Below are 18,206 nucleotides of genomic sequence, written 5' to 3' on the forward strand. Positions count from 1 at the left end.
AGGCCCGGTGGGATTAGAAGTTTTCCGGGATCTTGGCTTTTTCTTTCGCCGCGTCGCGGGTCACCAGGCCCTTGGCGACCAGGCCCTTGAGGCACATGTCGAGGGTCTGCATGCCGATCGCGCCGCCGGTCTGGATGGCGGAGTACATCTGCGCGACCTTGTCCTCGCGGATCAGGTTACGGATCGCCGGGGTACCGATCATGATCTCGTGGGCCGCGACCCGACCGCCGCCGATCTTCTTCAGCAGGGTCTGGGAAATCACCGCCTGCAGGGATTCGGAGAGCATGGAGCGGACCATGGATTTCTCCTCGGCGGGGAACACGTCGACGATACGGTCGATGGTCTTGGCCGCGGAGGTGGTGTGCAGGGTGCCGAAGACCAGGTGGCCGGTTTCCGCGGCGGTCAGCGCCAGGCGGATGGTCTCCAGGTCGCGCATCTCGCCCACCAGGATGATGTCCGGGTCCTCACGCAGGGCCGAACGCAGGGCCTCGTTGAAGCCGAGGGTGTCGCGGTGCACTTCGCGCTGGTTGACCAGGCACTTCTTCGATTCGTGGACGAACTCGATCGGGTCTTCGACGGTGAGGATGTGGCTGTACTTGGTGTTGTTCAGGTAGTCGAGCATCGCTGCCAGCGAGGTGGACTTGCCCGAACCGGTCGGGCCGGTCACCAGGACCAGGCCGCGCGGCACGTCGGAGACGCGCTTGAAGACTTCGCCCATCCCCAGGTCTTCCATGGTCAGTACCTTGGAGGGAATGGTCCGGAACACGGCGCCGGCGCCGCGGTTCTGGTTGAAGGCGTTGACCCGGAAGCGGGCGACGCCCGGCACTTCGAAGGAGAAGTCGGTTTCCAGGAACTCTTCGTAATCCTTGCGCTGCTTGTCGTTCATGATGTCGTAGATCAGCGCGTGAACCTGCTTGTGCTCGAGCGGCGGCAGGTTGATGCGGCGAACATCGCCGTCGACGCGGATCATCGGCGGCAGGCCGGCCGAGAGGTGCAGGTCCGAAGCGCCCTGCTTGGCGCTGAAGGCGAGCAGCTCGGTAATATCCATGGGACTCCCCAATCAAGAGCAAGCAGGTAGAATGCCGCAGAACACGCAGCAGCCGGGCGGAAAAGCGACGGTAATGTCCACGATAGCAGAGAATATTGCAAAGGTTCGCGTACGAATCCGTGAGGCGGAACAAGCGAAAAATCGCACGCCTGACTCGGTGCAGTTGCTTGCCGTGAGCAAGACCAAACCCGCCGCCGCGATCCGCGAAGCGTTTGCCTGCGGCTTGGCCGATTTTGGCGAGAACTACCTGCAGGAAGCGCTGCTCAAGCAGACCGAGCTGGCCGACCTGCCGCTGACCTGGCATTTCATCGGACCCATCCAGTCGAACAAGACCCGCCCCATCGCCGAGCACTTCGACTGGGTGCACTCGGTGGACCGCCTGAAGGTCGCCCAGCGCCTCTCCGAGCAGCGACCGGCGAACCTGCCGCCGCTGAACGTGCTGCTGCAGGTAAATGTCAGCGGCGAGGACAGCAAGTCCGGCTGCTCCCCTGCCGAGCTGCCCGCCCTCGCCCAGGCGGTTGCGCAACTGCCTCATCTGAAACTGCGCGGCCTGATGGCCATCCCCGAACCCACCGAGGACGTTGCCGCGCAGCACGCCGCGTTCGCTCGCCTGCGCGAGCTGATGCAAGCCCTGAATCTCGGCCTGGACACCCTGTCCATGGGCATGAGCCACGACCTCGAAGCCGCCATCGGCGAAGGCGCCACCTGGGTGCGGATCGGTACCGCCCTGTTCGGCGCCCGCGACTACGGCGCCTCCCACTGAATAAAGGAAGCGACTCCATGAGCAGCACTCGCATTGCCTTCATCGGCGCCGGCAACATGGCCGCCAGTCTCATCGGTGGCCTGCGCGCCAAGGGCGTCGCCGCGAGCGACATCCGCGCCAGCGATCCGGGCGCCGAGCAGCGCGCGAAGATTGCCGCCGAGCACGGCATCGAAGTGGTCGGCGACAACGCCAGCGCCGTGGCCGGTGCCGATGTGGTGGTCCTGGCGGTCAAGCCGCAGGTCATGAAGGACGTCTGCCTGGCGCTGGCACCGGCGCTAACCGAGAACGCGCTGATTGTCTCCATCGCCGCCGGTATCCCCTGCGCCAGCCTCGAACGCTGGCTGGGCGAGGCGAACGGCCAGCCGCGCGCCATCGTCCGCTGCATGCCCAACACCCCGGCGCTGGTCGGCCTGGGCGCCAGCGGCCTGTACCCCAACGCCAGCGTCAACGCCGCCCAGCGCGAGCAGGCGGAGCAACTGCTGAGCGCCGTGGGCATCGCCCTGTGGCTCGACGAGGAGCGCCAGATCGACGCGGTCACCGCCGTCTCCGGCAGCGGCCCGGCCTACTTCTTCCTGCTGATGGAAGCCATGACCGCCGCCGGCGAGAAGCTCGGCCTGTCCCGCGAAGTCGCCGGCCAGCTGGCCCGTCAGACCGCCCTGGGCGCCGCGCAGATGGCCACCACCAGCGATGTCGACCCGGCCGAACTGCGCCGCCGCGTGACCTCGCCCAAGGGCACCACCGAAGCCGCCATCACCACCTTCCAGGCCAACGGCTTCGAGGCACTGGTGGAGAAGGCAGTCGGCGCCGCCGACCATCGCTCCGCCGAGCTGGCCGAACAACTGGGCCGCTGATTGCGATGACGCACGCCGTCCGGCGACCAGGGAAGGTCGCACTGCCCCTCGCTGTCTGTGTCCTGCTGGCCAGCGCCGCCACCCAGGCGGCGCAATGCCCGGTTGCCCCGCCCATCGACGAGGCCGCGCGAACTGCCTATCAGGCCATGCAGCAAGCCATGACCAGCGGTTTCACCGACGATGCGGACAACACCGTCACGCCAGCGCTCAGCCAGGCCATCGAACACTATAAACAGACGCTGGCCGAAGCCTTCGACGCCCACCTCGCCTGCGCCCAGGCCGCGCCAGACCTCGATGCCCTGCAGGCCGACCTGCGCCAGCGCCTGTTGCCCGCGCCGAAGCCGGTCAGCGAAGACGAAGTGGCGCTGCCCGACCAGAATGAGATCGTCGTCAGCCTGAGCGGCAGCCCTACCCCGCTGCTGCTGGTCAGCGGCGGCTTCGCCATTCCCTGCGGCAGCGACAACGTCCTGCGTGGTTATCGCCGCGAAGGCGATGCCTGGGTGCGTGCGCTGGCCTGGCAGAGCGGTCCTTACCAAGACATCTCCGGCGCCTACGGCGACCTGTACCTGTACGAACGCCTGTCCAGCGGCGACATTGCACTGATGCACGGCACGCCCTGGTGCACTTCGCGCTGGAGCCACCTGGCAGTGGAAGTGATACGCCCGGCCACGGCCGACCAGGCCCAGCGCACCCTGCTGCACAACGAGCACGACTACGTCCGCGATGACCACGAAGTGAAACTCAAGGCCCGCCCCGACGGCTTCGAGTGGCGCGCCGATGTCGGCAGCCTGGACGGCGACCTGCTGACCCGACCGGGCATCTTCCGCTTCCGCCAGGACGGTGAAGCCTTCCAGCGCACCCAGCCCGCCGCGTCCAATGGCCGCGGCTTTGTGGATGAATGGTTGCGAGTGGACACCACGCTTGCCCGCGCCTGGGCCGACCCGGCCGGAGCCGACACGGCACTGACGGCGCGGGAAGAACTCATCGAGCTGAACAAGCGCACCGGCGTCACACTGACCTACACCGCCGTGCGCGCCTGCAAAAAAGACCCGGCGCGCTTCCAGGTGGACATCGAGCTGGACAGCCCGCAGCCCCTGGCCGAAGGCAACCAGCGCTATGTCAGCATCCGCCAGGAAGCCAACGGCTTTACCCTGCTGGGCCTGAGCCGAACCGCCGACCCAGCCTGCAACGGCCGCGACCTGATGGCCAGGCGGGGTTGAAATTGCACGTGACGAAACACACTTACACGCGACCGGCGACGATGAATTCCCTACAGTATGGCGTTACAGCGCCGTCGTTGACCGACCGCCCGATTCGCCCGGCCCTGCGCGCCGGCGCCCAACGTTCACCAAGGACCGCCCAATGACCGGACTTTCCACAGCCGCCATCTATGTGATCCAGACACTTGGCAGCCTGTACCTGCTGATCGTGCTGCTGCGCTTCATCCTGCAGCTGGTCCGCGCCGACTTCTACAACCCGCTCAGCCAGTTCATCGTGCGCGCCACCAAGCCGCTGCTGAACCCGTTGCGCCGCATCATTCCCGGCTTCGGCGGCATCGACTTCGCCTCGCTGGTGCTGGCGATCCTGGTCCAGCTGGTGCTGATGGTCATCACCCTGACCCTGATGGGCTACGGCGTCGGCGGCTACATCCTGCAACTGCTGGTGTGGTCGATCATCGCGGTCACCTCGCTGTTCCTGAAGGTATTCTTCTTCGCCCTGATCATCAGTGTGATCCTCTCCTGGGTCGCCCCGGGCAGCCACAACCCCGGCGCCCAACTGGTGAACCAGATCTGCGAGCCCTTCCTGGCGCCCTTCCGCAAGCTGCTGCCGAACCTCGGCGGCCTGGATATCTCGCCGATCTTCGCGTTCATCGCGCTGAAGCTGATCGACATGCTGGTGATCGGCAACCTGGCCGCGATGACCGGGATGCCGCAGATCCTTTCGCCCTTCATGTAAGCAGGCATGCCGTTCTATCACTGGGACGGCGAGGACCTGATCCTCGACTGCCACCTGCAGCCCAAGGCGAGCCGCGACGAGTTCGCCGGGCTGCATGGTGAGCGCCTGAAGATCCGCCTCACCGCGCCACCGGTCGAAGGCAAGGCCAACGCCCACCTGCTGGCGTTCCTCGGCAAGGCCTTCGGCGTACCGAAAAGCGCGGTGAAGCTGGAAAGCGGCGAGCTGAACCGCCAGAAGCGCGTGCGCATTCCCCGTCCGACGAAACTTCCGGCAGAACTCGGGATAGCCGCTCGGTAACCTTGGCCGACCTTACGCGTAGGAATGTGCTGTAGGCCAATTGCTATTCCTACGCCCCGACGCATAATCCACGCCATCCATTCCCCGCGCAGGACGCGCCAGCCCAAGGAACGCCCGGATGAGCATGGAACGTCTCAGTCAGCAGATCGATGCCTACGTCACCTGGAAGCGCGAGCTGGTCCGCGAGATCACCCGCTATCGCAGCTGGCTGGAGCGCGCCCGGCTGAATACCCCGGAAATCGAGAACCGCCTCGAACGTACCCTGCGCCTGCTGCGCGTCGACCACATCACCCTGGCCTTCGTCGGCGAGTACTCGCGCGGCAAGACCGAGCTGATCAACAGCCTGTTCTTCGCCGGGTTCGGCCGCCGCATGCTGCCGTCCCAGGCCGGGCGCACCACCATGTGCCCCACCGAGCTGTTCTTCGACCCGCGTTCGGAGCGCCCGTACATCCGTCTGCTGCCCATCGAGACCCGCGTCGCCGATGCCAGCGTGGCGCAGTTCAAGCGCATTCCGCGGCACTGGGTGAACATCCCGCTGGATACCTCGGACCCGGCGAACATGGCCGAGGCCTTCGCCCAGGTCGCCAAGACCAAGCCGCTGCCGGTGGAACAGGCGATCCAGCTGGGCTTCCACCCGGACATGCTCGAAGCCACCGACAAGCCCGGCATCGTGCTGGTGCCGGCGTGGCGTCACGCGCTGGTGAACTTCGACCACCCGCTGCTGCGCCAGGGTCTGCGCATCCTCGACACCCCCGGCCTCAACGCCCTGGGCAGCGAACCGGAGCTGACCCTGTCGATGCTGCCCAGCGCGCAGTCGATCCTCTTCCTGCTGGCCGCCGATACCGGCGTCAGCGCCTCCGACATGGCGATCTGGCAGGACCACGTGCGCCAACTCGGCGAGGACGGCCATACCACCCTTTACGCGGTGCTGAACAAGATCGACGTGCTCTGGGACGACCTGGCCGGCGAAGCCTTCGTGCAGAACGCCATCCGCCACATCCAGGACACCACCGCGCGCCAGCTGGGCATCGCCCGCGAGGACGTACTGCCACTGTCGGCCAAGCAGGCGCTGCTGGCCAAGGTCCGCGGCGACCGCGAATTGCTCGCGCGCAGCCAGATGGAGTCCCTGGAGGACCTGCTCTGCGAGCGCATCGTCGCGCAGAAGGAACGTCTGCTGGAAACCGCCGTGGTCGGCCAGGTGCTGGCACTGGTCAACAACAGCCAGCACAGCCTGCGCGTGCGCCTGGACAAGGTGAAGGAGCAACAGGCACTGCTCAACGACCAGCAGCAGGACAGCGGCCAGCTGCTATTCGAGCTGACCGCGCGGACCAAGGACGACCACAACCTGCACCACAAGCGCCTGCTCAGCCTGAAGACCAACCAGCGCCTGCTGCGCCACCAGGGCGAGCAGTTGCGCGAGGCAGTGCGCGCCGAGCGCCTGGAACAGCACCTGAAGAAGGTCCACGACAAGCTGCGCGGTAGCTGGACCACGGTCGGCATCCACCAGGCCATCCTGCAGTTCTTCCGTACCGTGGAAGGCGACCTGGTCGCCCTCGGCCACGAAGCGGAAACCGCCAACCGCATGGTCGCGGCCATCTACCAGCGGCACAACGAGGAAAACCCGCTCAACGCGCTGGACGCCCCGCAGTTCCGCGTCCAGCGCTACCTGCGCGACCTCGCCAAGCTGCAGGAGAAGGCCGATCGCTTCCGCCTGCACCTCAAGACCCTGCTCACCGAGCAGCGCCTGCTGACCCGACGCTTCTTCGCCACCGTCGCCCAGGAAGTCATCGGCCTGCACCAGCGCCTGCGCGAGGAAGCCGAGCAATGGGCCGCCGACGCCCTGATGCCGCTGATGCAATACAGCCTGGAACACAAGCAGATGCTGGAAACCCACATGCTGCGCCTCAAGGCCCTGGCCCAGGAAACCCAGCAGGCGCGGCAGCGCTCGCTGCTGCTGGGTCGCTATACCGAGGAGCTGGAACAGCAGCTCGCCGAGGCCACCGATATCCTCCGCCAGCTGCGCCGCCCGGCGCCGCTGCAGCGCCAGGCCAAGGTCGTTACCCTGCCCACCTCCCAGCGCGCCTGAACCCCGCGCGGCGCCCGCCCCCGACGCCTCCGAGCGCGCTTGCCGCAGGGGGCGGCGCTCTTTAGACTGGCCGTCCTTTTTTATTCATGAGCTGGGTCGATGCCAACAGTCTTCCCCGAAGATTCCGTCGGTCTGGTCACCCCCCAGACGCTGCAGTTCAACGAACCGCTGCCCCTGGCCTGCGGCAAGACCCTGCCCGAATACCAGCTGGTGATCGAGACCTACGGCGAGCTGAACGCCACGGCGAGCAACGCCGTGCTGATCTGTCACGCCCTCTCCGGCCATCACCACGCCGCCGGCTACCACAGCGAGGATGAGCGCAAGCCGGGCTGGTGGGACAGCTGCATCGGTCCGGGCAAGCCCATCGACACCCGCAAGTTCTTCGTCGTCGCGCTGAACAACCTGGGCGGCTGCAACGGCTCCACCGGGCCGACCAGCCTCAACCCCGCCACCGGCAAGACCTACGGCGCAGACTTCCCGGTGGTCACCGTGGAGGATTGGGTCAACAGCCAGGCACGCCTGGCCGACCGCCTCGGCATCCACAGCTGGGCCGCCATCGTCGGCGGCAGCCTGGGCGGCATGCAGGCGCTGCAGTGGACCATCAGCTACCCCGAGCGCGTGCGTCATTGCCTGTGCATCGCCAGCGCACCCAAACTGTCGGCGCAGAACATCGCCTTCAACGAAGTCGCGCGCCAGGCGATCCTCTCGGATCCGGAGTTCTTCGGCGGCCACTTCCAGGAGCACGACGTGATTCCCAAGCGCGGCCTGCGCCTGGCGCGGATGGTCGGGCACATCACCTACCTCTCCGATGACGCCATGGGCGCCAAGTTCGGCCGCGACATGAAGTCGGAGAAGCTCAACTACGACCTGCACAGCGTCGAGTTCCAGGTGGAAAGCTACCTGCGCTACCAGGGCGAGGAATTCTCCACCCGCTTCGACGCCAACACCTACCTGCTGATGACCAAGGCGCTGGACTACTTCGACCCGGCCGCCGCCAACGGCGACGACCTGGCACGGACCCTCGCGGGGGTGAAGGCGGACTTCTGCCTGATGTCCTTCACCACCGACTGGCGCTTCTCCCCGGCACGTTCACGGGAGATCGTCGACGCGCTGCTGGCGGCAAAGAAGAACGTCAGCTACCTGGAAATCGACGCACCGCAAGGCCATGACGCCTTCCTGATGCCGATTCCGCGCTACCTGCAAGCCTTCAGCGGTTACATGCACCGCATCAGCGTATAAGGACCACCATGCGCGCCGACCTGGAAATCATCCAAGACTGGATCCCCGCCGGCAGCCGCGTGCTCGACCTGGGCTGCGGCGATGGCGAGCTGCTCGCCTGGCTGCGCGACCACAAGCAGGTCGGCGGCTACGGCCTGGAGATCGACCCCGAAAAGATCGCCAAATGCATCGAACGCGGCGTCAACGTCATCGAACAGGACCTGGACAAGGGCCTGGGCAACTTTGCCAGCGACAGTTTCGACGTGGTGGTGATGACCCAGTCACTGCAGGCGCTGCGCTACCCGGACAAGGTGCTGGCGGAGATGCTGCGCGTGGGCAGGACCTGCATCATCACCTTCCCCAACTTCGGTCACTGGCGCTGCCGCTGGTACCTCGCGCGCAATGGCCGCATGCCGGTGTCGGAGTTCCTTCCGTACACTTGGTACAACACGCCGAACATCCACTTCTGTACCTTCCGCGACTTCGAGGCGCTCTGCCACGAGCAGCACGCGAAGGTACTGGACCGCCTGGCGGTAGACCACGAGCACCAGCATGGCTGGGCCTCGCGAATCTGGCCTAATCTGTTGGGTGAGATCGGCATCTACCGAATCAGCGGCGCTGGCGTGCAAGACCACCGCATCGCCGTCTGATCGCGGCTATCTGATAGAGCCCGGGAGAAACATCATGCGCCGCCTGCTTACCCTCCTCGCCTGCCTGGTCCTCTCCGTGCCCGCCTTCGCCGAACAGGTGAAGCGCCTGGGTGATCTGCAGGTGCATTACAGCGTGTTCAATTCCAGCTTCCTCCAGCCCAATGTCGCGCAAGCGGTGGGTGTGGTGCGCAGCAAGGCCCAGGGCGTGGTCAACATCGTGCCGCTGGACGCCAGCGGCAAGCCAGCCAACGTCACCGTCGCCGGCTCCGCGAAGAACCTGATGGGGCAGACCGTCCCCCTGACCTTCAAGCGCGTGGTCGAGGAAGGCGCCGTCTACAACCTGGCGCAGTTCCCCATCGAAGGCCGCGAAACCCTGACCTTCTCCATCCAGGTCCAGTCCGGAAACGAAGCCCCGCAAAGCTTCGATTTCATGCAGGAAATCTTCCCAGACGAATGATCAAGCTCGAACAACTGGTGCTGGCCAGTCACAACGCCGGCAAGCTCAAGGAACTCCAGGCCATGCTCGGAGCCCACGTAAAGGTGCGCTCAATCGGCGAGTTCAGCGACGTGGAGCCGGAAGAGACCGGCCTGTCGTTCGTCGAGAATGCCATCCTCAAGGCCCGCAACGCCGCGCGCATCTCCGGCCTGCCGGCGCTGGCCGACGACTCGGGCCTGGCGGTGGACTTCCTTGGCGGCGCGCCGGGCATCTACTCCGCGCGCTACGCCGACGGCAAGGGTGACGCGGCGAACAACGCCAAGCTGCTGGACGCCCTGAAGGACGTGCCGGACGAGCAACGCGGCGCCCAGTTCGTCAGCGTGCTGGCCCTGGTCCGCCACGCCGACGACCCGCTGCCGATCCTCTGCGAAGGCCTCTGGCACGGCAGCATCCTGCGCGAAGCCCGCGGCGAGCACGGCTTCGGCTACGACCCGCTGTTCTGGGTACCGGAGGCGGAGTGCTCCAGCGCCGAGCTGGCGCCCGAACGCAAGAACCAGATCAGCCACCGCGCCCGCGCGATGGCCCTGCTGAAGCAGCGGCTGGGTCTATGAGCCAGGCAGGAAGCCACGGGCTCGACGCAGGGCCGGTGGTTTCCGGCTTTCGCCTGCCACCGCTGTCCGCGTACGTGCACATCCCCTGGTGCGTACGCAAATGCCCCTATTGCGACTTCAACTCCCACGCCGCCGGCCCGGAGCTGCCCGAGGACGCCTACGTCGAGGCGCTGCTGGCAGACCTGACGGCCGATCGCGGCTACGTCCATGACCGCAAGCTGACCTCGATCTTCTTCGGCGGCGGCACGCCCAGCCTGTTCTCCGCCAAGGCACTGGGCCGCATCCTCGAAGGCCTGGAGCGGCAAGTCGGCTTCGAGAGCGATATCGAGATTACCCTGGAGGCCAACCCCGGCACCTTTGAACAGGCCAAGTTCGCCGACTACCGGGCGCTGGGCATCAACCGCCTGTCCATCGGCATCCAGAGTTTCCAGGCCGAGAAACTCAAGGCACTGGGCCGCATCCACGATGGCGACGAAGCAGTACGCGCCGCCGAAATGGCCCGCCGCGCCGGCTTCGACAACTTCAACCTGGACCTGATGCACGGCCTGCCGGAGCAGAGCGTCGCCGACGCCCTGGCCGACCTGCAGCAGGCCATCGACCTGGCGCCGACGCACCTGTCCTGGTACCAGCTGACGATGGAACCGAACACGGTATTCTGGAGCCAGCCGCCGGAGCTGCCCGAGGATGACCAGCTGTGGGAAATCCAGGAAGCCGGTCAGGCGCTGCTCGCCCAGGCGGGCTACGCCCAGTACGAAACCTCGGCCTATGCCCGTGACGGTAAGCGCGCGCGGCACAACCTGAACTACTGGACCTTCGGCGACTTCCTCGGCATCGGCGCCGGCGCCCACGCCAAGCTGAGCACGCCGCAAGGCCGCATCCTGCGCACCTGGAAGACCCGGCTGCCGAAGGATTACCTGAACCCGGACAAGCCCTTCCAGGCCGGCGAGCGCGACCTGGAAGCGGACGATCTGCCCTTCGAATTCATGATGAATGCCCTGCGCCTCACCGAGGGCGTGCCGGCGGCGACCTTCGCCGAGCGCACCGGCCTACCGCTGGCCGCCATCGAGGAAGCCTGCCGCCAGGCACGCCAGGACGGCCTGCTGTTGAACGACCCGCAGCGCCTGGCCCCGACCGAACGCGGCCAGCTGTTCCTCAACGACCTGCTGCAGCGCTTCCTGCCTTGAGAATGCGTCGGGCGACGCTGCCGTCGCCCGCCGTGTACACTCCCCGGCGACTCTGAATCCCAAGGAGCCCCAATGGACTTCGCGCTCGACCTGATTGCCAACGTCTCCCGCTGGTGCCGCGGCCACCTGTCCGACATCGCCCTGGCGATCATGGCGACCGTACTGGTGCTGTTCGGCCCGGCGATCAACGCCTGGGTACAGCAGCGCATCGGCAGCCTGAACTTCGTCTTCCGCACCCTGCTGTTCGTGCTGATCTGCGCCGTGGGCTACGGCCTGGCGATGGTCTTCGTCACCCCGTGGCTGGCCAAGGGCCTGGGCTACTTCAACAACTACACCCTGGCGCCCGTCCTGCTGCTAGTGTTCTTCGTGATTGGCATGATCGCCGACCGCAGTTGAGCTGCGTTCCTCCGGCGGTTGGCCACCCACCCGCCGGAGGACACATGAAGCCGATCAAGCATCTCTACCTGCACTTCTCCGATGGCCAGCGCCTGGCGCTGCGCTTCCCGCAACAGAGCGACGACCCCGCCGAAGTGGCCCGCGGCATCCGCAAGCAGATGGAGTCGCCGGTGATCAGCATCGAGGTGGACGGCGACCTGCTGATCATCCCGCGCACCAGCATCAAGTACCTGCAGATCAGCCCGGCGCCGATGCGCATGCCGGAGACCACAGTGCTGGGAGCCGAGCTGATCGAGTAGGTCCGGCGCCGGAATCGATGCTCTTCGCAGGAGCGCGCTTGCTCGCGAACCGCCCCAGCATCGGCGCCGCCAGGGAGAACGTTCGCGAGCCATAACGATGGCGTTCCCCCTAGACCCTACAACAGCCCACACCCACCAATATCTCGCGGATAGGCAAAGGCCGCCTCGCGGCGGCCTCTGCTGGACTCAGTTACCCTCGCGGCGCAACGCCTGCGGGGTGAAGTCGCGCGGCCCCAGCGGCACCTTGAAATCGTACATCGGCTCGTTGTTGTCCAGGCCGTCGACGAAGTAGCGCGCCCCTTCGAAGTCGTAGAGCGCTTCCAGGGTGCTGAGCACCATGGGCACGTCGTAGTAGTTGATCGGGTGCACTTCCTGGGCGCGGATCAGCTTGCCGTCGGCGTTGTAGATATCCGAGGCGAGGATCTGCCAGCTGTCTTCATCCAGGTAGAAGCGACGCTTGGCGAACGGATGGCCCATGCCCTTGCGCAGGGTCGCCTCGACCACCCAGACGCGGTGCGGCTCGTAGCGCAGCAGCTCGGGGTTGAGGGTCTTGGTCCTGAGGATGTCGGCGTAGGGGATGCCCTTCTGGTGCACCGCGTAGCTGTTGTACGGCACCAGCATCTCGCGCTTGCCCAGCAGCTGCCACTCGTAGTGGTCCGGCGCGCCGTTGTAGACGTCCACGGTATCGGCGGTGGCCAGGCCATTGGTGTCCGGCTGCAGGGTGTCGTAGGCCAGGCTCGGCAGGCGGCGCACGCGGCGCTCGCCGCTGTTGAAGCGCCAGGCCTTGCGGATCGACAGCACCTGATCGATGGTCTCCTGCACTACCAGCGCGGAACCGGCGAGCTTGGCCGGGGCGACGATGTTGTACTTGTAGTAGAACAGCGTGTTGTTCAGGTCCTGCGGGGTCATGCCCTCGCGACCGTAGTTGAAGTACACGTAGCGGTCGAGCTTGAGCAGGTTGTAACTGCCGCTGGCGAGCACGGCGGCCTGGTTGGTCACCATATGAATCTGCTCGCCACGGTAGCGCATGATGTGGTTCCAGATGGCTTCCAGGCCGGTCTTCGGCATCGGGAACGGCACACCGGCGGCGGCACCCTGCACGCCGTTACCGTCGGCGATCAGCTCGGCGTTCTCGGCATTGAAGCGCGTGGCGTCATAGATGCGCTGGGGCAGCGACGCACTGCGGCGGCTGGGGAAGACGCGCAGGTAGTAGTCCGGGTTCTCCTGCAGCAGGGCCTGGGTGCCCGGAGTGAGCAGCGCCTGGTACTGCGCAAGATTCTTGCTGTCGATCTTGTACTGCACGGCATCGGCAGCGTACGGATCGAGGTGGTGGGTGCCAGGCTGGTAGCCCGCCGGGGCGCTGGTGATGCCACCGGTCCACGCGGGGATGGTGCCATTGGCGTTGCCGGCCATTTCCGCCCCCATCGGTGTCAGGTCGCGGCCCAGTCGAGCGGCCTCGGTGGCATCGACTTTCGCCTGCGCCGGCAGGACCCACGCCCCCGCCATCAGCAGTACAGCAAGTTTCTTCAACACAGCAGACTCCTTTGCGACGGACTCCTGTCCATCACTCTTATTTTCGTCCGCGGCGGATGCCGCTTTTTATTCAGGAGGTGAGGGTGGCCTTTGCGGCCTGCCGGGTGGTCCCGGTCTATAGGCTGTTCATCCGTGAAAAAGGCCTGCTGCGCAGGCCTTTTTCCGCTGAATCAGTCGACACGCTCGAACTTCAGGTCCCAGACGCCATGCCCGAGTCGCTCCCCGCGACGTTCGAACTTGGTGACCGGGCGCTCTTCCGGGCGCGGCACATAGGTATTGTCCGCCGAAAGGTTGCGATAGCCGGGTGCGGCATTCATCACTTCCAGCATGTGCTCGGCATATTGCTCCCAGTCGGTGGCCATGTGCAGCACACCGCCGACCTTCAGCTTCTGCCGTACCAGCTCCGCCCAGGCCGGCTGCACGATGCGACGCTTGTGGTGACGCGACTTGTGCCACGGGTCCGGGAAGAACAACAGCAGGCGGTCGAGGCTGGCATCGGCCACGCAGTCGCGCAGGACTTCGATGGCGTCGCAGCTGTAAACGCGGATGTTGCTCAGGTCCTGGGTCAGCATGCCGTTGAGCAGTGCGCCGACGCCCGGACGGTGCACTTCTACGCCGATGAAGTCCTGCTCCGGCGCGGCAGCGGCCATCTCCAGGGTCGCGTGGCCCATGCCGAAACCGATCTCGAAGGTACGCGGCGCGTGGCGCCCGAATACCTGGTCGAAGTCCCGTGCACCGTCAGCCAGCTCCAGGCCGTACTTCGGCCAGCCCTGGTCGAGGCCGCGCTGCTGGCCTTCGGTCATGCGCCCGGCGCGCATCACGAAGCTCTTGATGGCGCGCATCGGGCGGTTGTCGGCGTCGGGCTGGTTCTCGGGCTGATTCTCGGGAATGTCACTCATGACTCGGACCTTGCGGGTAAATGCACGCGCGGGCCGGCTGCCCTCGGCATACCGGCCCGCGCGTCGGGATGGAAATGCTTAGTTGATCAGACCCGTCATCGGCGACGACGCGCTCGCATACAGCTTGCGCGGCATGCGGCCGGCCAGGTAGGCCAGGCGGCCGGCGACGATGGCGTGCTTCATGGCCTCAGCCATCATCACCGGGTTCTGCGCGTGGGCGATGGCGGTGTTCATCAGCACGGCCTCGCAACCCAGCTCCATGGCGATGGTGGCGTCGGAGGCGGTGCCCACGCCGGCATCCACCAGCACCGGAACGCTGGCTTCTTCGAGGATGATGCGCAGGTTGTAGGGGTTGCAGATGCCCAGGCCCGAGCCGATCAGGCCGGCCAGCGGCATCACTGCGATGCAGCCGATCTCGGCCAGCTGACGAGCGATGATCGGGTCGTCGCTGGTGTACACCATGACGTCGAAGCCGTCCTTGACCAGCACTTCGGCGGCCTTGAGGGTCTCCACGACATTGGGGAAGAGGGTCTTCTGGTCGGCCAGGACTTCCAGCTTGACCAGGTTGTGGCCATCGAGCAGCTCGCGGGCCAGGCGGCAGGTACGCACGGCCTCGACGGCGTCGTAGCAGCCGGCGGTGTTCGGCAGGATGGTGTAGCGATCCGGCGGGATCACGTCCAGCAGGTTCGGTTCGCCCGGGTTCTGGCCGATGTTGGTGCGGCGCACGGCAACAGTGACGATCTCGGCGCCCGAGGCCTCGATGGCGACACGGGTCTCCTCGAGGTCCTTGTACTTGCCGGTGCCGACCAGCAGGCGGGAATTGTAGGTACGGCCAGCCAGGGTGAAGGGCTTGTCGACCGGCAGGTTGGAGTTGGGTTGGCTCATCGGATCACTCCTGAAGGAAAGGCGGGCGGGGCCTGAAAGTCTGGGAGGCGGCTGCTAGCCGCCGCCGATGGCATGCACCACTTCCACCTGGTCGCCTTCGCTCAGGGCGGTGGCGGCGTGCTGGCTGCGCGGCACGATGTCCTGGTTGAGCTCGACCGCGACACGCTTGCCGGTGAGGTCGAGACGCTCGAGCAGATTGGCGACGCTGTGGCCGTCGGGCAGCTCGAAAGGTTCGCCATTCAACTGAATACGCATGGGCGGGACGGTCGTTGCTGGAGGGGTCGGCATTCTAGCCCGATCGCGCCGGATGACCAAGGTTCCGGAGTGCCGCACTCGGGCTTTTCTGACGCTCGGGTCAACCCAGCTGGAAGGCCGCTACCAGCAACAGCGCCCAGCCGATGAGGAAGAACAGCCCGCCGATCGGAGTGATGATACCCACGCCCAGGCCGGCCAGGGTCAGCAGGTAGAGGCTGCCGGAGAACAGCAGGATGCCGACGGTGAAGGCCCAGCCGGCGAGACTGATCAGGGTGCCGCCGATATGCGCGGTGAGCAGTGCCACGCCAAACAGCGCCAGGGCATGCAGCATCTGGTAATGCACGCCGGTCTGGAACACCGCCAGGTACTCCGGGGTGAGCTTGCTCTTCAGGCCGTGGGCAGCGAAGGCACCGAGGGCGACCCCGGTAAAACCGAAAAAGGCGGCGAGCATCAGGAAAGTACGCAGCATCGGAAAGCTCCAGACAGGTGAGTGCCGCTATAATGGCCCGCTCATCCGCCCAGTCAAAGCCTCGCATGCGCAACGTCCTCCGCCGCCTGTTCAAGATTGCGCTCTGGTTCGTCGCCATCAGCGTGGCGCTGGTCATCATTCTGCGCTGGGTACCGCCGCCGGGCACCATGGTGATGATCGAGCGTAAGGTCGAGTCCTGGTTCAACGGCCAGCCCATCGATCTGCAGCGCAGCTGGCGCTCCTGGGACGAGCTGCCGGACAGCCTCAAGCTCGCCGTGATCGCCAGCGAAGACCAGAAGTTCGCCGAGCACCACGGCTTCGACGTTCCGGCGATCCAGAAGGCCCTGGCGCACAACGAGCAGGGCGGCAGGGTCCGCGGCGGCAGCACCATCAGCCAGCAGGTGGCGAAGAACGTCTTCCTCTGGACCGGCCGCAGCTGGGTACGCAAGGGCTTCGAGGCCTGGTTCACCCTGCTGATCGAGACCTTCTGGTCCAAGCAGCGGATTCTCGAGGTCTACCTCAACAGCGTGGAATGGGATGCCGGCGTCTTCGGCGCCCAGGCCGCTGCCCAGCACCACTTTGGCGTCGACGCCAAGCGCCTTTCGCAACAGCAGGCCAGCCTGCTGGCGGCCGTGTTGCCCAACCCACGCAAGTGGAGCGCCGGCAAGCCCGGCCCCTACGTGCGCCAGCGCGCCTCATGGATCCGCCAGCAGATGTGGCAGCTGGGCGGCAGTGACTACCTCGAACGCCTTTAAGGCGCCTCGCGGGTCTTGAGGGTATCGCGCGGCACCACTCGCACCCACTGCAGGGTGCCGTCGCGATGCAGCAGGGTCATGCCCTTCTCCGGATAGACCCAGGCCTCACCGCCATCCACCTGCAGGCGCAGGCGCGGATCGCCCAGGCTCACCGCCAGGCGACCCACCGCGAGGTCTTCCTGCGGCGCCAGCGCCAGCTCGGAGACCGGCTTGTTGCCTAACTGGCCCATCAGCTCCGCGCTCAGCGGCTGGTCCTTGCTGTTCGGCTGCATGCCGGTGGCCTTGGCCAGGCTGGCGTGCTCGGCGGCGCTAAGCGCCAGCTCCGCCTCGACGTGCCAAGGGCCCTCTTCCGTCACCAGCCGGCCGCGGTAATGCAGTTGCGGGCCGTCCTGGCTGGCGGTCAGCCACAGCTCGCCCGGCTCCTGATCCTGCAGCTCGTTCAGGGTCAGTTTGTCATCGGCCAGCGGCTCGAAGACCTTTTCCTTCCAGTCGTTGAACCACTGCGGCGGCTTGGGCGGCACCGAGGTGCGGGCGACCCAGGAACCGAGGCCGAAGGCCAGCAGGGCGATGACCAGGAAGAACATCCCGTGGACGGGACGCAGGCGCGGCATGGGACTCTCCAGACGCTGATTGCGGGCAGAAAAAAACCGCACCAGGGTGCGGTTCGCGACTCGCAGGGCGCGTCGAAGCCGGTCAGGCTTCGATGCGACCCTTGAGTTTGTTCATTGCGTTCTTTTCCAGCTGACGGATCCGCTCGGCGGACACGTTGTACTTGGCCGCGAGATCGTGCAGGGTCGCCTTCTCCTCGGCCAGCCAACGCTGGTAGAGGATGTCGCGGCTGCGGTCGTCCAGGCCTTCCAGCGCCTCGTGCAGGCTGGCGGTGGAGCTGTCGCTCCAGTCCGCTTCCTCCAGCTGGCGCGCCGGGTCGTAGCGATGATCTTCCAGATAATGCGCCGGGGACTGGTAGGCGCTCTCGTCGTCGGCATCCGCCGCCGGGTCGAAGGCCATGTCCTGCCCGGTGAGACGGCTTTCCATCTCGCGGACTTCGCGGGCCTCGACACCGAGGGTTTCCGCGACGCGGTGCACTTCGTCATTGCTCAGCCAGGCCAGCTTCTTCTTCTGGCTGCGCAGGTTGAAGAACAGCTTGCGCTGCGCCTTGGTGGTCGCGACTTTCACGATCCGCCAGTTGCGCAGGATGAACTCATGGATTTCCGCCTTGATCCAGTGAACGGCGAACGACACCAGGCGCACACCCATTTCCGGGTTGAAGCGCTTCACGGCCTTCATCAGGCCGACGTTGCCTTCCTGGATCAGATCGGCCTGGGCCAGGCCGTACCCGGAATAACTCCGGGCGATATGCACGACGAAGCGCAGGTGCGCCAGAACCATTTGCCGTGCCGCTTCCAGATCTTGCTGGTAGAAGAGGCGTTCGGCCAGTTCGCGCTCCTGCTCCGGCGTCAGCAGCGGAATGCTGTTCACCGAGTGCACATAGGCTTCCAGGTTCGCACCAGGAGCCAGGGCATAGACAGGTTGCAGAGAAGTGGTCATGCGAATCCTCCGATTCACGAAACTCGCGCAGTGTAGCACTGCGAAATCTGACTGCAAGCGGGTGTAA

The 18,206-nt window shown here is 65.9% G+C and carries 22 protein-coding genes; 14 read left to right on the top strand and 8 right to left on the bottom strand.

Annotated elements, in window-relative coordinates; all coding sequences use genetic code 11:
- Positions 1–13: 13 nt before the first annotated feature.
- The gene (gene pilT, locus IB256_RS15140; protein WP_017520118.1) at positions 14–1,048 is read right to left on the bottom strand and encodes a type IV pilus twitching motility protein PilT; all 1,035 of its coding nucleotides are present in this window, start codon (positions 1,046–1,048) and stop codon (positions 14–16) included.
- Between the two features lie 73 nt (positions 1,049–1,121).
- On the opposite strand from pilT, the gene IB256_RS15145 reads away from it, so the two are divergent.
- From IB256_RS15145 to IB256_RS15205, 13 genes are all read left to right on the top strand, one after another.
- The gene (locus IB256_RS15145) at positions 1,122–1,811 is read left to right on the top strand and encodes a YggS family pyridoxal phosphate-dependent enzyme (RefSeq protein WP_138213118.1); all 690 of its coding nucleotides are present in this window, start codon (positions 1,122–1,124) and stop codon (positions 1,809–1,811) included.
- 17 nt (positions 1,812–1,828) lie between these two features.
- Entirely contained in the window at positions 1,829–2,662 is an 834-nt protein-coding gene (proC, locus tag IB256_RS15150; protein WP_192403114.1) for a pyrroline-5-carboxylate reductase, read from the top strand.
- Between the two features lie 5 nt (positions 2,663–2,667).
- Positions 2,668–3,882: a hypothetical protein gene (locus IB256_RS15155; RefSeq protein ID WP_192403116.1), complete on the top strand. Its 1,215-nt coding sequence runs from the start codon at positions 2,668–2,670 to the stop codon at positions 3,880–3,882.
- A 142-nt stretch (positions 3,883–4,024) separates the two neighbouring features.
- Positions 4,025–4,618 carry a YggT family protein gene (locus IB256_RS15160; RefSeq protein WP_138213120.1) on the top strand — a complete coding sequence of 198 codons (594 nt, stop codon included), beginning with the start codon at positions 4,025–4,027 and terminating at the stop codon, positions 4,616–4,618.
- Positions 4,619–4,624: 6 nt separating this feature from the next.
- Complete coding sequence (locus tag IB256_RS15165; protein WP_138213121.1) at positions 4,625–4,915, top strand: DUF167 domain-containing protein; 291 nt, start codon at positions 4,625–4,627, stop codon at positions 4,913–4,915.
- Positions 4,916–5,033: 118 nt separating this feature from the next.
- On the top strand, positions 5,034–7,001 hold the full coding sequence (locus IB256_RS15170; RefSeq protein WP_192293797.1) for a dynamin-like GTPase family protein: 1,968 nt from the start codon (positions 5,034–5,036) through the stop codon (positions 6,999–7,001).
- A gap of 99 nt (positions 7,002–7,100) precedes the next feature.
- A complete protein-coding gene (gene metX, locus IB256_RS15175) occupies positions 7,101–8,240 on the top strand; it encodes a homoserine O-succinyltransferase MetX (protein WP_081519586.1) in 1,140 nt (379 codons plus the stop codon).
- 8 nt (positions 8,241–8,248) lie between these two features.
- Positions 8,249–8,869 (top strand): methionine biosynthesis protein MetW, encoded by a 621-nt coding sequence (gene metW / locus IB256_RS15180; protein ID WP_192293799.1) that lies wholly within the window; start codon positions 8,249–8,251, stop codon positions 8,867–8,869.
- A gap of 34 nt (positions 8,870–8,903) precedes the next feature.
- The gene (locus IB256_RS15185) at positions 8,904–9,326 is read left to right on the top strand and encodes a DUF4426 domain-containing protein (RefSeq protein ID WP_192403118.1); all 423 of its coding nucleotides are present in this window, start codon (positions 8,904–8,906) and stop codon (positions 9,324–9,326) included.
- Positions 9,323–9,916, top strand: coding sequence for an RdgB/HAM1 family non-canonical purine NTP pyrophosphatase (gene rdgB, locus IB256_RS15190; RefSeq protein WP_192210406.1), 594 nt, complete (start codon positions 9,323–9,325; stop codon positions 9,914–9,916). Before IB256_RS15185 ends, rdgB begins: the two co-directional genes overlap by 4 nt.
- A complete protein-coding gene (gene hemW, locus IB256_RS15195; protein WP_192403120.1) occupies positions 9,913–11,100 on the top strand; it encodes a radical SAM family heme chaperone HemW in 1,188 nt (395 codons plus the stop codon). Before rdgB ends, hemW begins: the two co-directional genes overlap by 4 nt.
- Before the next feature lie 72 nt (positions 11,101–11,172).
- Complete coding sequence (locus IB256_RS15200) at positions 11,173–11,496, top strand: DUF3392 domain-containing protein (RefSeq protein ID WP_017520106.1); 324 nt, start codon at positions 11,173–11,175, stop codon at positions 11,494–11,496.
- 44 nt (positions 11,497–11,540) lie between these two features.
- Entirely contained in the window at positions 11,541–11,795 is a 255-nt protein-coding gene (locus IB256_RS15205) for a hypothetical protein (RefSeq protein ID WP_017520105.1), read from the top strand.
- A gap of 186 nt (positions 11,796–11,981) precedes the next feature.
- On the opposite strand, the gene IB256_RS15210 is transcribed toward IB256_RS15205, so the two are convergent.
- The 5 genes from IB256_RS15210 to IB256_RS15230 all read right to left on the bottom strand — a co-directional run bounded on the left by IB256_RS15210 (position 11,982) and on the right by IB256_RS15230 (position 15,836).
- Positions 11,982–13,328, bottom strand: coding sequence for a DUF1329 domain-containing protein (locus IB256_RS15210; protein WP_192403122.1), 1,347 nt, complete (start codon positions 13,326–13,328; stop codon positions 11,982–11,984).
- Between the two features lie 170 nt (positions 13,329–13,498).
- Positions 13,499–14,170 carry a tRNA (guanosine(46)-N7)-methyltransferase TrmB gene (trmB, locus tag IB256_RS15215; protein WP_225601809.1) on the bottom strand — a complete coding sequence of 224 codons (672 nt, stop codon included), beginning with the start codon at positions 14,168–14,170 and terminating at the stop codon, positions 13,499–13,501.
- 135 nt (positions 14,171–14,305) lie between these two features.
- Positions 14,306–15,112: a thiazole synthase gene (locus IB256_RS15220; RefSeq protein WP_192403125.1), complete on the bottom strand. Its 807-nt coding sequence runs from the start codon at positions 15,110–15,112 to the stop codon at positions 14,306–14,308.
- A 54-nt stretch (positions 15,113–15,166) separates the two neighbouring features.
- Positions 15,167–15,367, bottom strand: coding sequence for a sulfur carrier protein ThiS (gene thiS / locus IB256_RS15225; protein ID WP_017520101.1), 201 nt, complete (start codon positions 15,365–15,367; stop codon positions 15,167–15,169).
- Positions 15,368–15,467: 100 nt separating this feature from the next.
- The gene (locus IB256_RS15230) at positions 15,468–15,836 is read right to left on the bottom strand and encodes a DUF423 domain-containing protein (RefSeq protein WP_192403127.1); all 369 of its coding nucleotides are present in this window, start codon (positions 15,834–15,836) and stop codon (positions 15,468–15,470) included.
- A 32-nt stretch (positions 15,837–15,868) separates the two neighbouring features.
- On the opposite strand from IB256_RS15230, the gene mtgA reads away from it, so the two are divergent.
- Positions 15,869–16,591 (top strand): monofunctional biosynthetic peptidoglycan transglycosylase, encoded by a 723-nt coding sequence (mtgA, locus tag IB256_RS15235; RefSeq protein WP_192293813.1) that lies wholly within the window; start codon positions 15,869–15,871, stop codon positions 16,589–16,591.
- Here the strand turns inward: mtgA and IB256_RS15240 are convergent.
- Complete coding sequence (locus tag IB256_RS15240; RefSeq protein ID WP_192293815.1) at positions 16,588–17,202, bottom strand: hypothetical protein; 615 nt, start codon at positions 17,200–17,202, stop codon at positions 16,588–16,590. The genes mtgA and IB256_RS15240 overlap by 4 nt on opposite strands.
- A gap of 82 nt (positions 17,203–17,284) precedes the next feature.
- Positions 17,285–18,139, bottom strand: coding sequence for an RNA polymerase sigma factor RpoH (gene rpoH, locus IB256_RS15245; protein ID WP_045213023.1), 855 nt, complete (start codon positions 18,137–18,139; stop codon positions 17,285–17,287).
- Between the last annotated feature and the right edge of the window lie 67 nt (positions 18,140–18,206).

This window comes from Pseudomonas sp. PDM17 (assembly GCF_014851985.1).
GTDB lineage: Bacteria > Pseudomonadota > Gammaproteobacteria > Pseudomonadales > Pseudomonadaceae > Pseudomonas.

What these genes read in the sequence shown, in the direction of transcription:
- pilT (WP_017520118.1), bottom strand. Translation starts at nt 1,048, where the DNA reads ATGGATATTACCGAGCTGCTCGCCTTCAGCGCCAAGCAGGGCGCTTCG.
- IB256_RS15145 (WP_138213118.1), top strand. Translation starts at nt 1,122, where the DNA reads ATGTCCACGATAGCAGAGAATATTGCAAAGGTTCGCGTACGAATCCGT.
- proC (WP_192403114.1), top strand. Translation starts at nt 1,829, where the DNA reads ATGAGCAGCACTCGCATTGCCTTCATCGGCGCCGGCAACATGGCCGCC.
- IB256_RS15155 (WP_192403116.1), top strand. Translation starts at nt 2,668, where the DNA reads ATGACGCACGCCGTCCGGCGACCAGGGAAGGTCGCACTGCCCCTCGCT.
- IB256_RS15160 (WP_138213120.1), top strand. Translation starts at nt 4,025, where the DNA reads ATGACCGGACTTTCCACAGCCGCCATCTATGTGATCCAGACACTTGGC.
- IB256_RS15165 (WP_138213121.1), top strand. Translation starts at nt 4,625, where the DNA reads ATGCCGTTCTATCACTGGGACGGCGAGGACCTGATCCTCGACTGCCAC.
- IB256_RS15170 (WP_192293797.1), top strand. Translation starts at nt 5,034, where the DNA reads ATGAGCATGGAACGTCTCAGTCAGCAGATCGATGCCTACGTCACCTGG.
- metX (WP_081519586.1), top strand. Translation starts at nt 7,101, where the DNA reads ATGCCAACAGTCTTCCCCGAAGATTCCGTCGGTCTGGTCACCCCCCAG.
- metW (WP_192293799.1), top strand. Translation starts at nt 8,249, where the DNA reads ATGCGCGCCGACCTGGAAATCATCCAAGACTGGATCCCCGCCGGCAGC.
- IB256_RS15185 (WP_192403118.1), top strand. Translation starts at nt 8,904, where the DNA reads ATGCGCCGCCTGCTTACCCTCCTCGCCTGCCTGGTCCTCTCCGTGCCC.
- rdgB (WP_192210406.1), top strand. Translation starts at nt 9,323, where the DNA reads ATGATCAAGCTCGAACAACTGGTGCTGGCCAGTCACAACGCCGGCAAG.
- hemW (WP_192403120.1), top strand. Translation starts at nt 9,913, where the DNA reads ATGAGCCAGGCAGGAAGCCACGGGCTCGACGCAGGGCCGGTGGTTTCC.
- IB256_RS15200 (WP_017520106.1), top strand. Translation starts at nt 11,173, where the DNA reads ATGGACTTCGCGCTCGACCTGATTGCCAACGTCTCCCGCTGGTGCCGC.
- IB256_RS15205 (WP_017520105.1), top strand. Translation starts at nt 11,541, where the DNA reads ATGAAGCCGATCAAGCATCTCTACCTGCACTTCTCCGATGGCCAGCGC.
- trmB (WP_225601809.1), bottom strand. Translation starts at nt 14,170, where the DNA reads ATGCGCGCCATCAAGAGCTTCGTGATGCGCGCCGGGCGCATGACCGAA.
- IB256_RS15220 (WP_192403125.1), bottom strand. Translation starts at nt 15,112, where the DNA reads ATGAGCCAACCCAACTCCAACCTGCCGGTCGACAAGCCCTTCACCCTG.
- thiS (WP_017520101.1), bottom strand. Translation starts at nt 15,367, where the DNA reads ATGCGTATTCAGTTGAATGGCGAACCTTTCGAGCTGCCCGACGGCCAC.
- IB256_RS15230 (WP_192403127.1), bottom strand. Translation starts at nt 15,836, where the DNA reads ATGCTGCGTACTTTCCTGATGCTCGCCGCCTTTTTCGGTTTTACCGGG.
- mtgA (WP_192293813.1), top strand. Translation starts at nt 15,869, where the DNA reads ATGGCCCGCTCATCCGCCCAGTCAAAGCCTCGCATGCGCAACGTCCTC.
- IB256_RS15240 (WP_192293815.1), bottom strand. Translation starts at nt 17,202, where the DNA reads ATGCCGCGCCTGCGTCCCGTCCACGGGATGTTCTTCCTGGTCATCGCC.
- rpoH (WP_045213023.1), bottom strand. Translation starts at nt 18,139, where the DNA reads ATGACCACTTCTCTGCAACCTGTCTATGCCCTGGCTCCTGGTGCGAAC.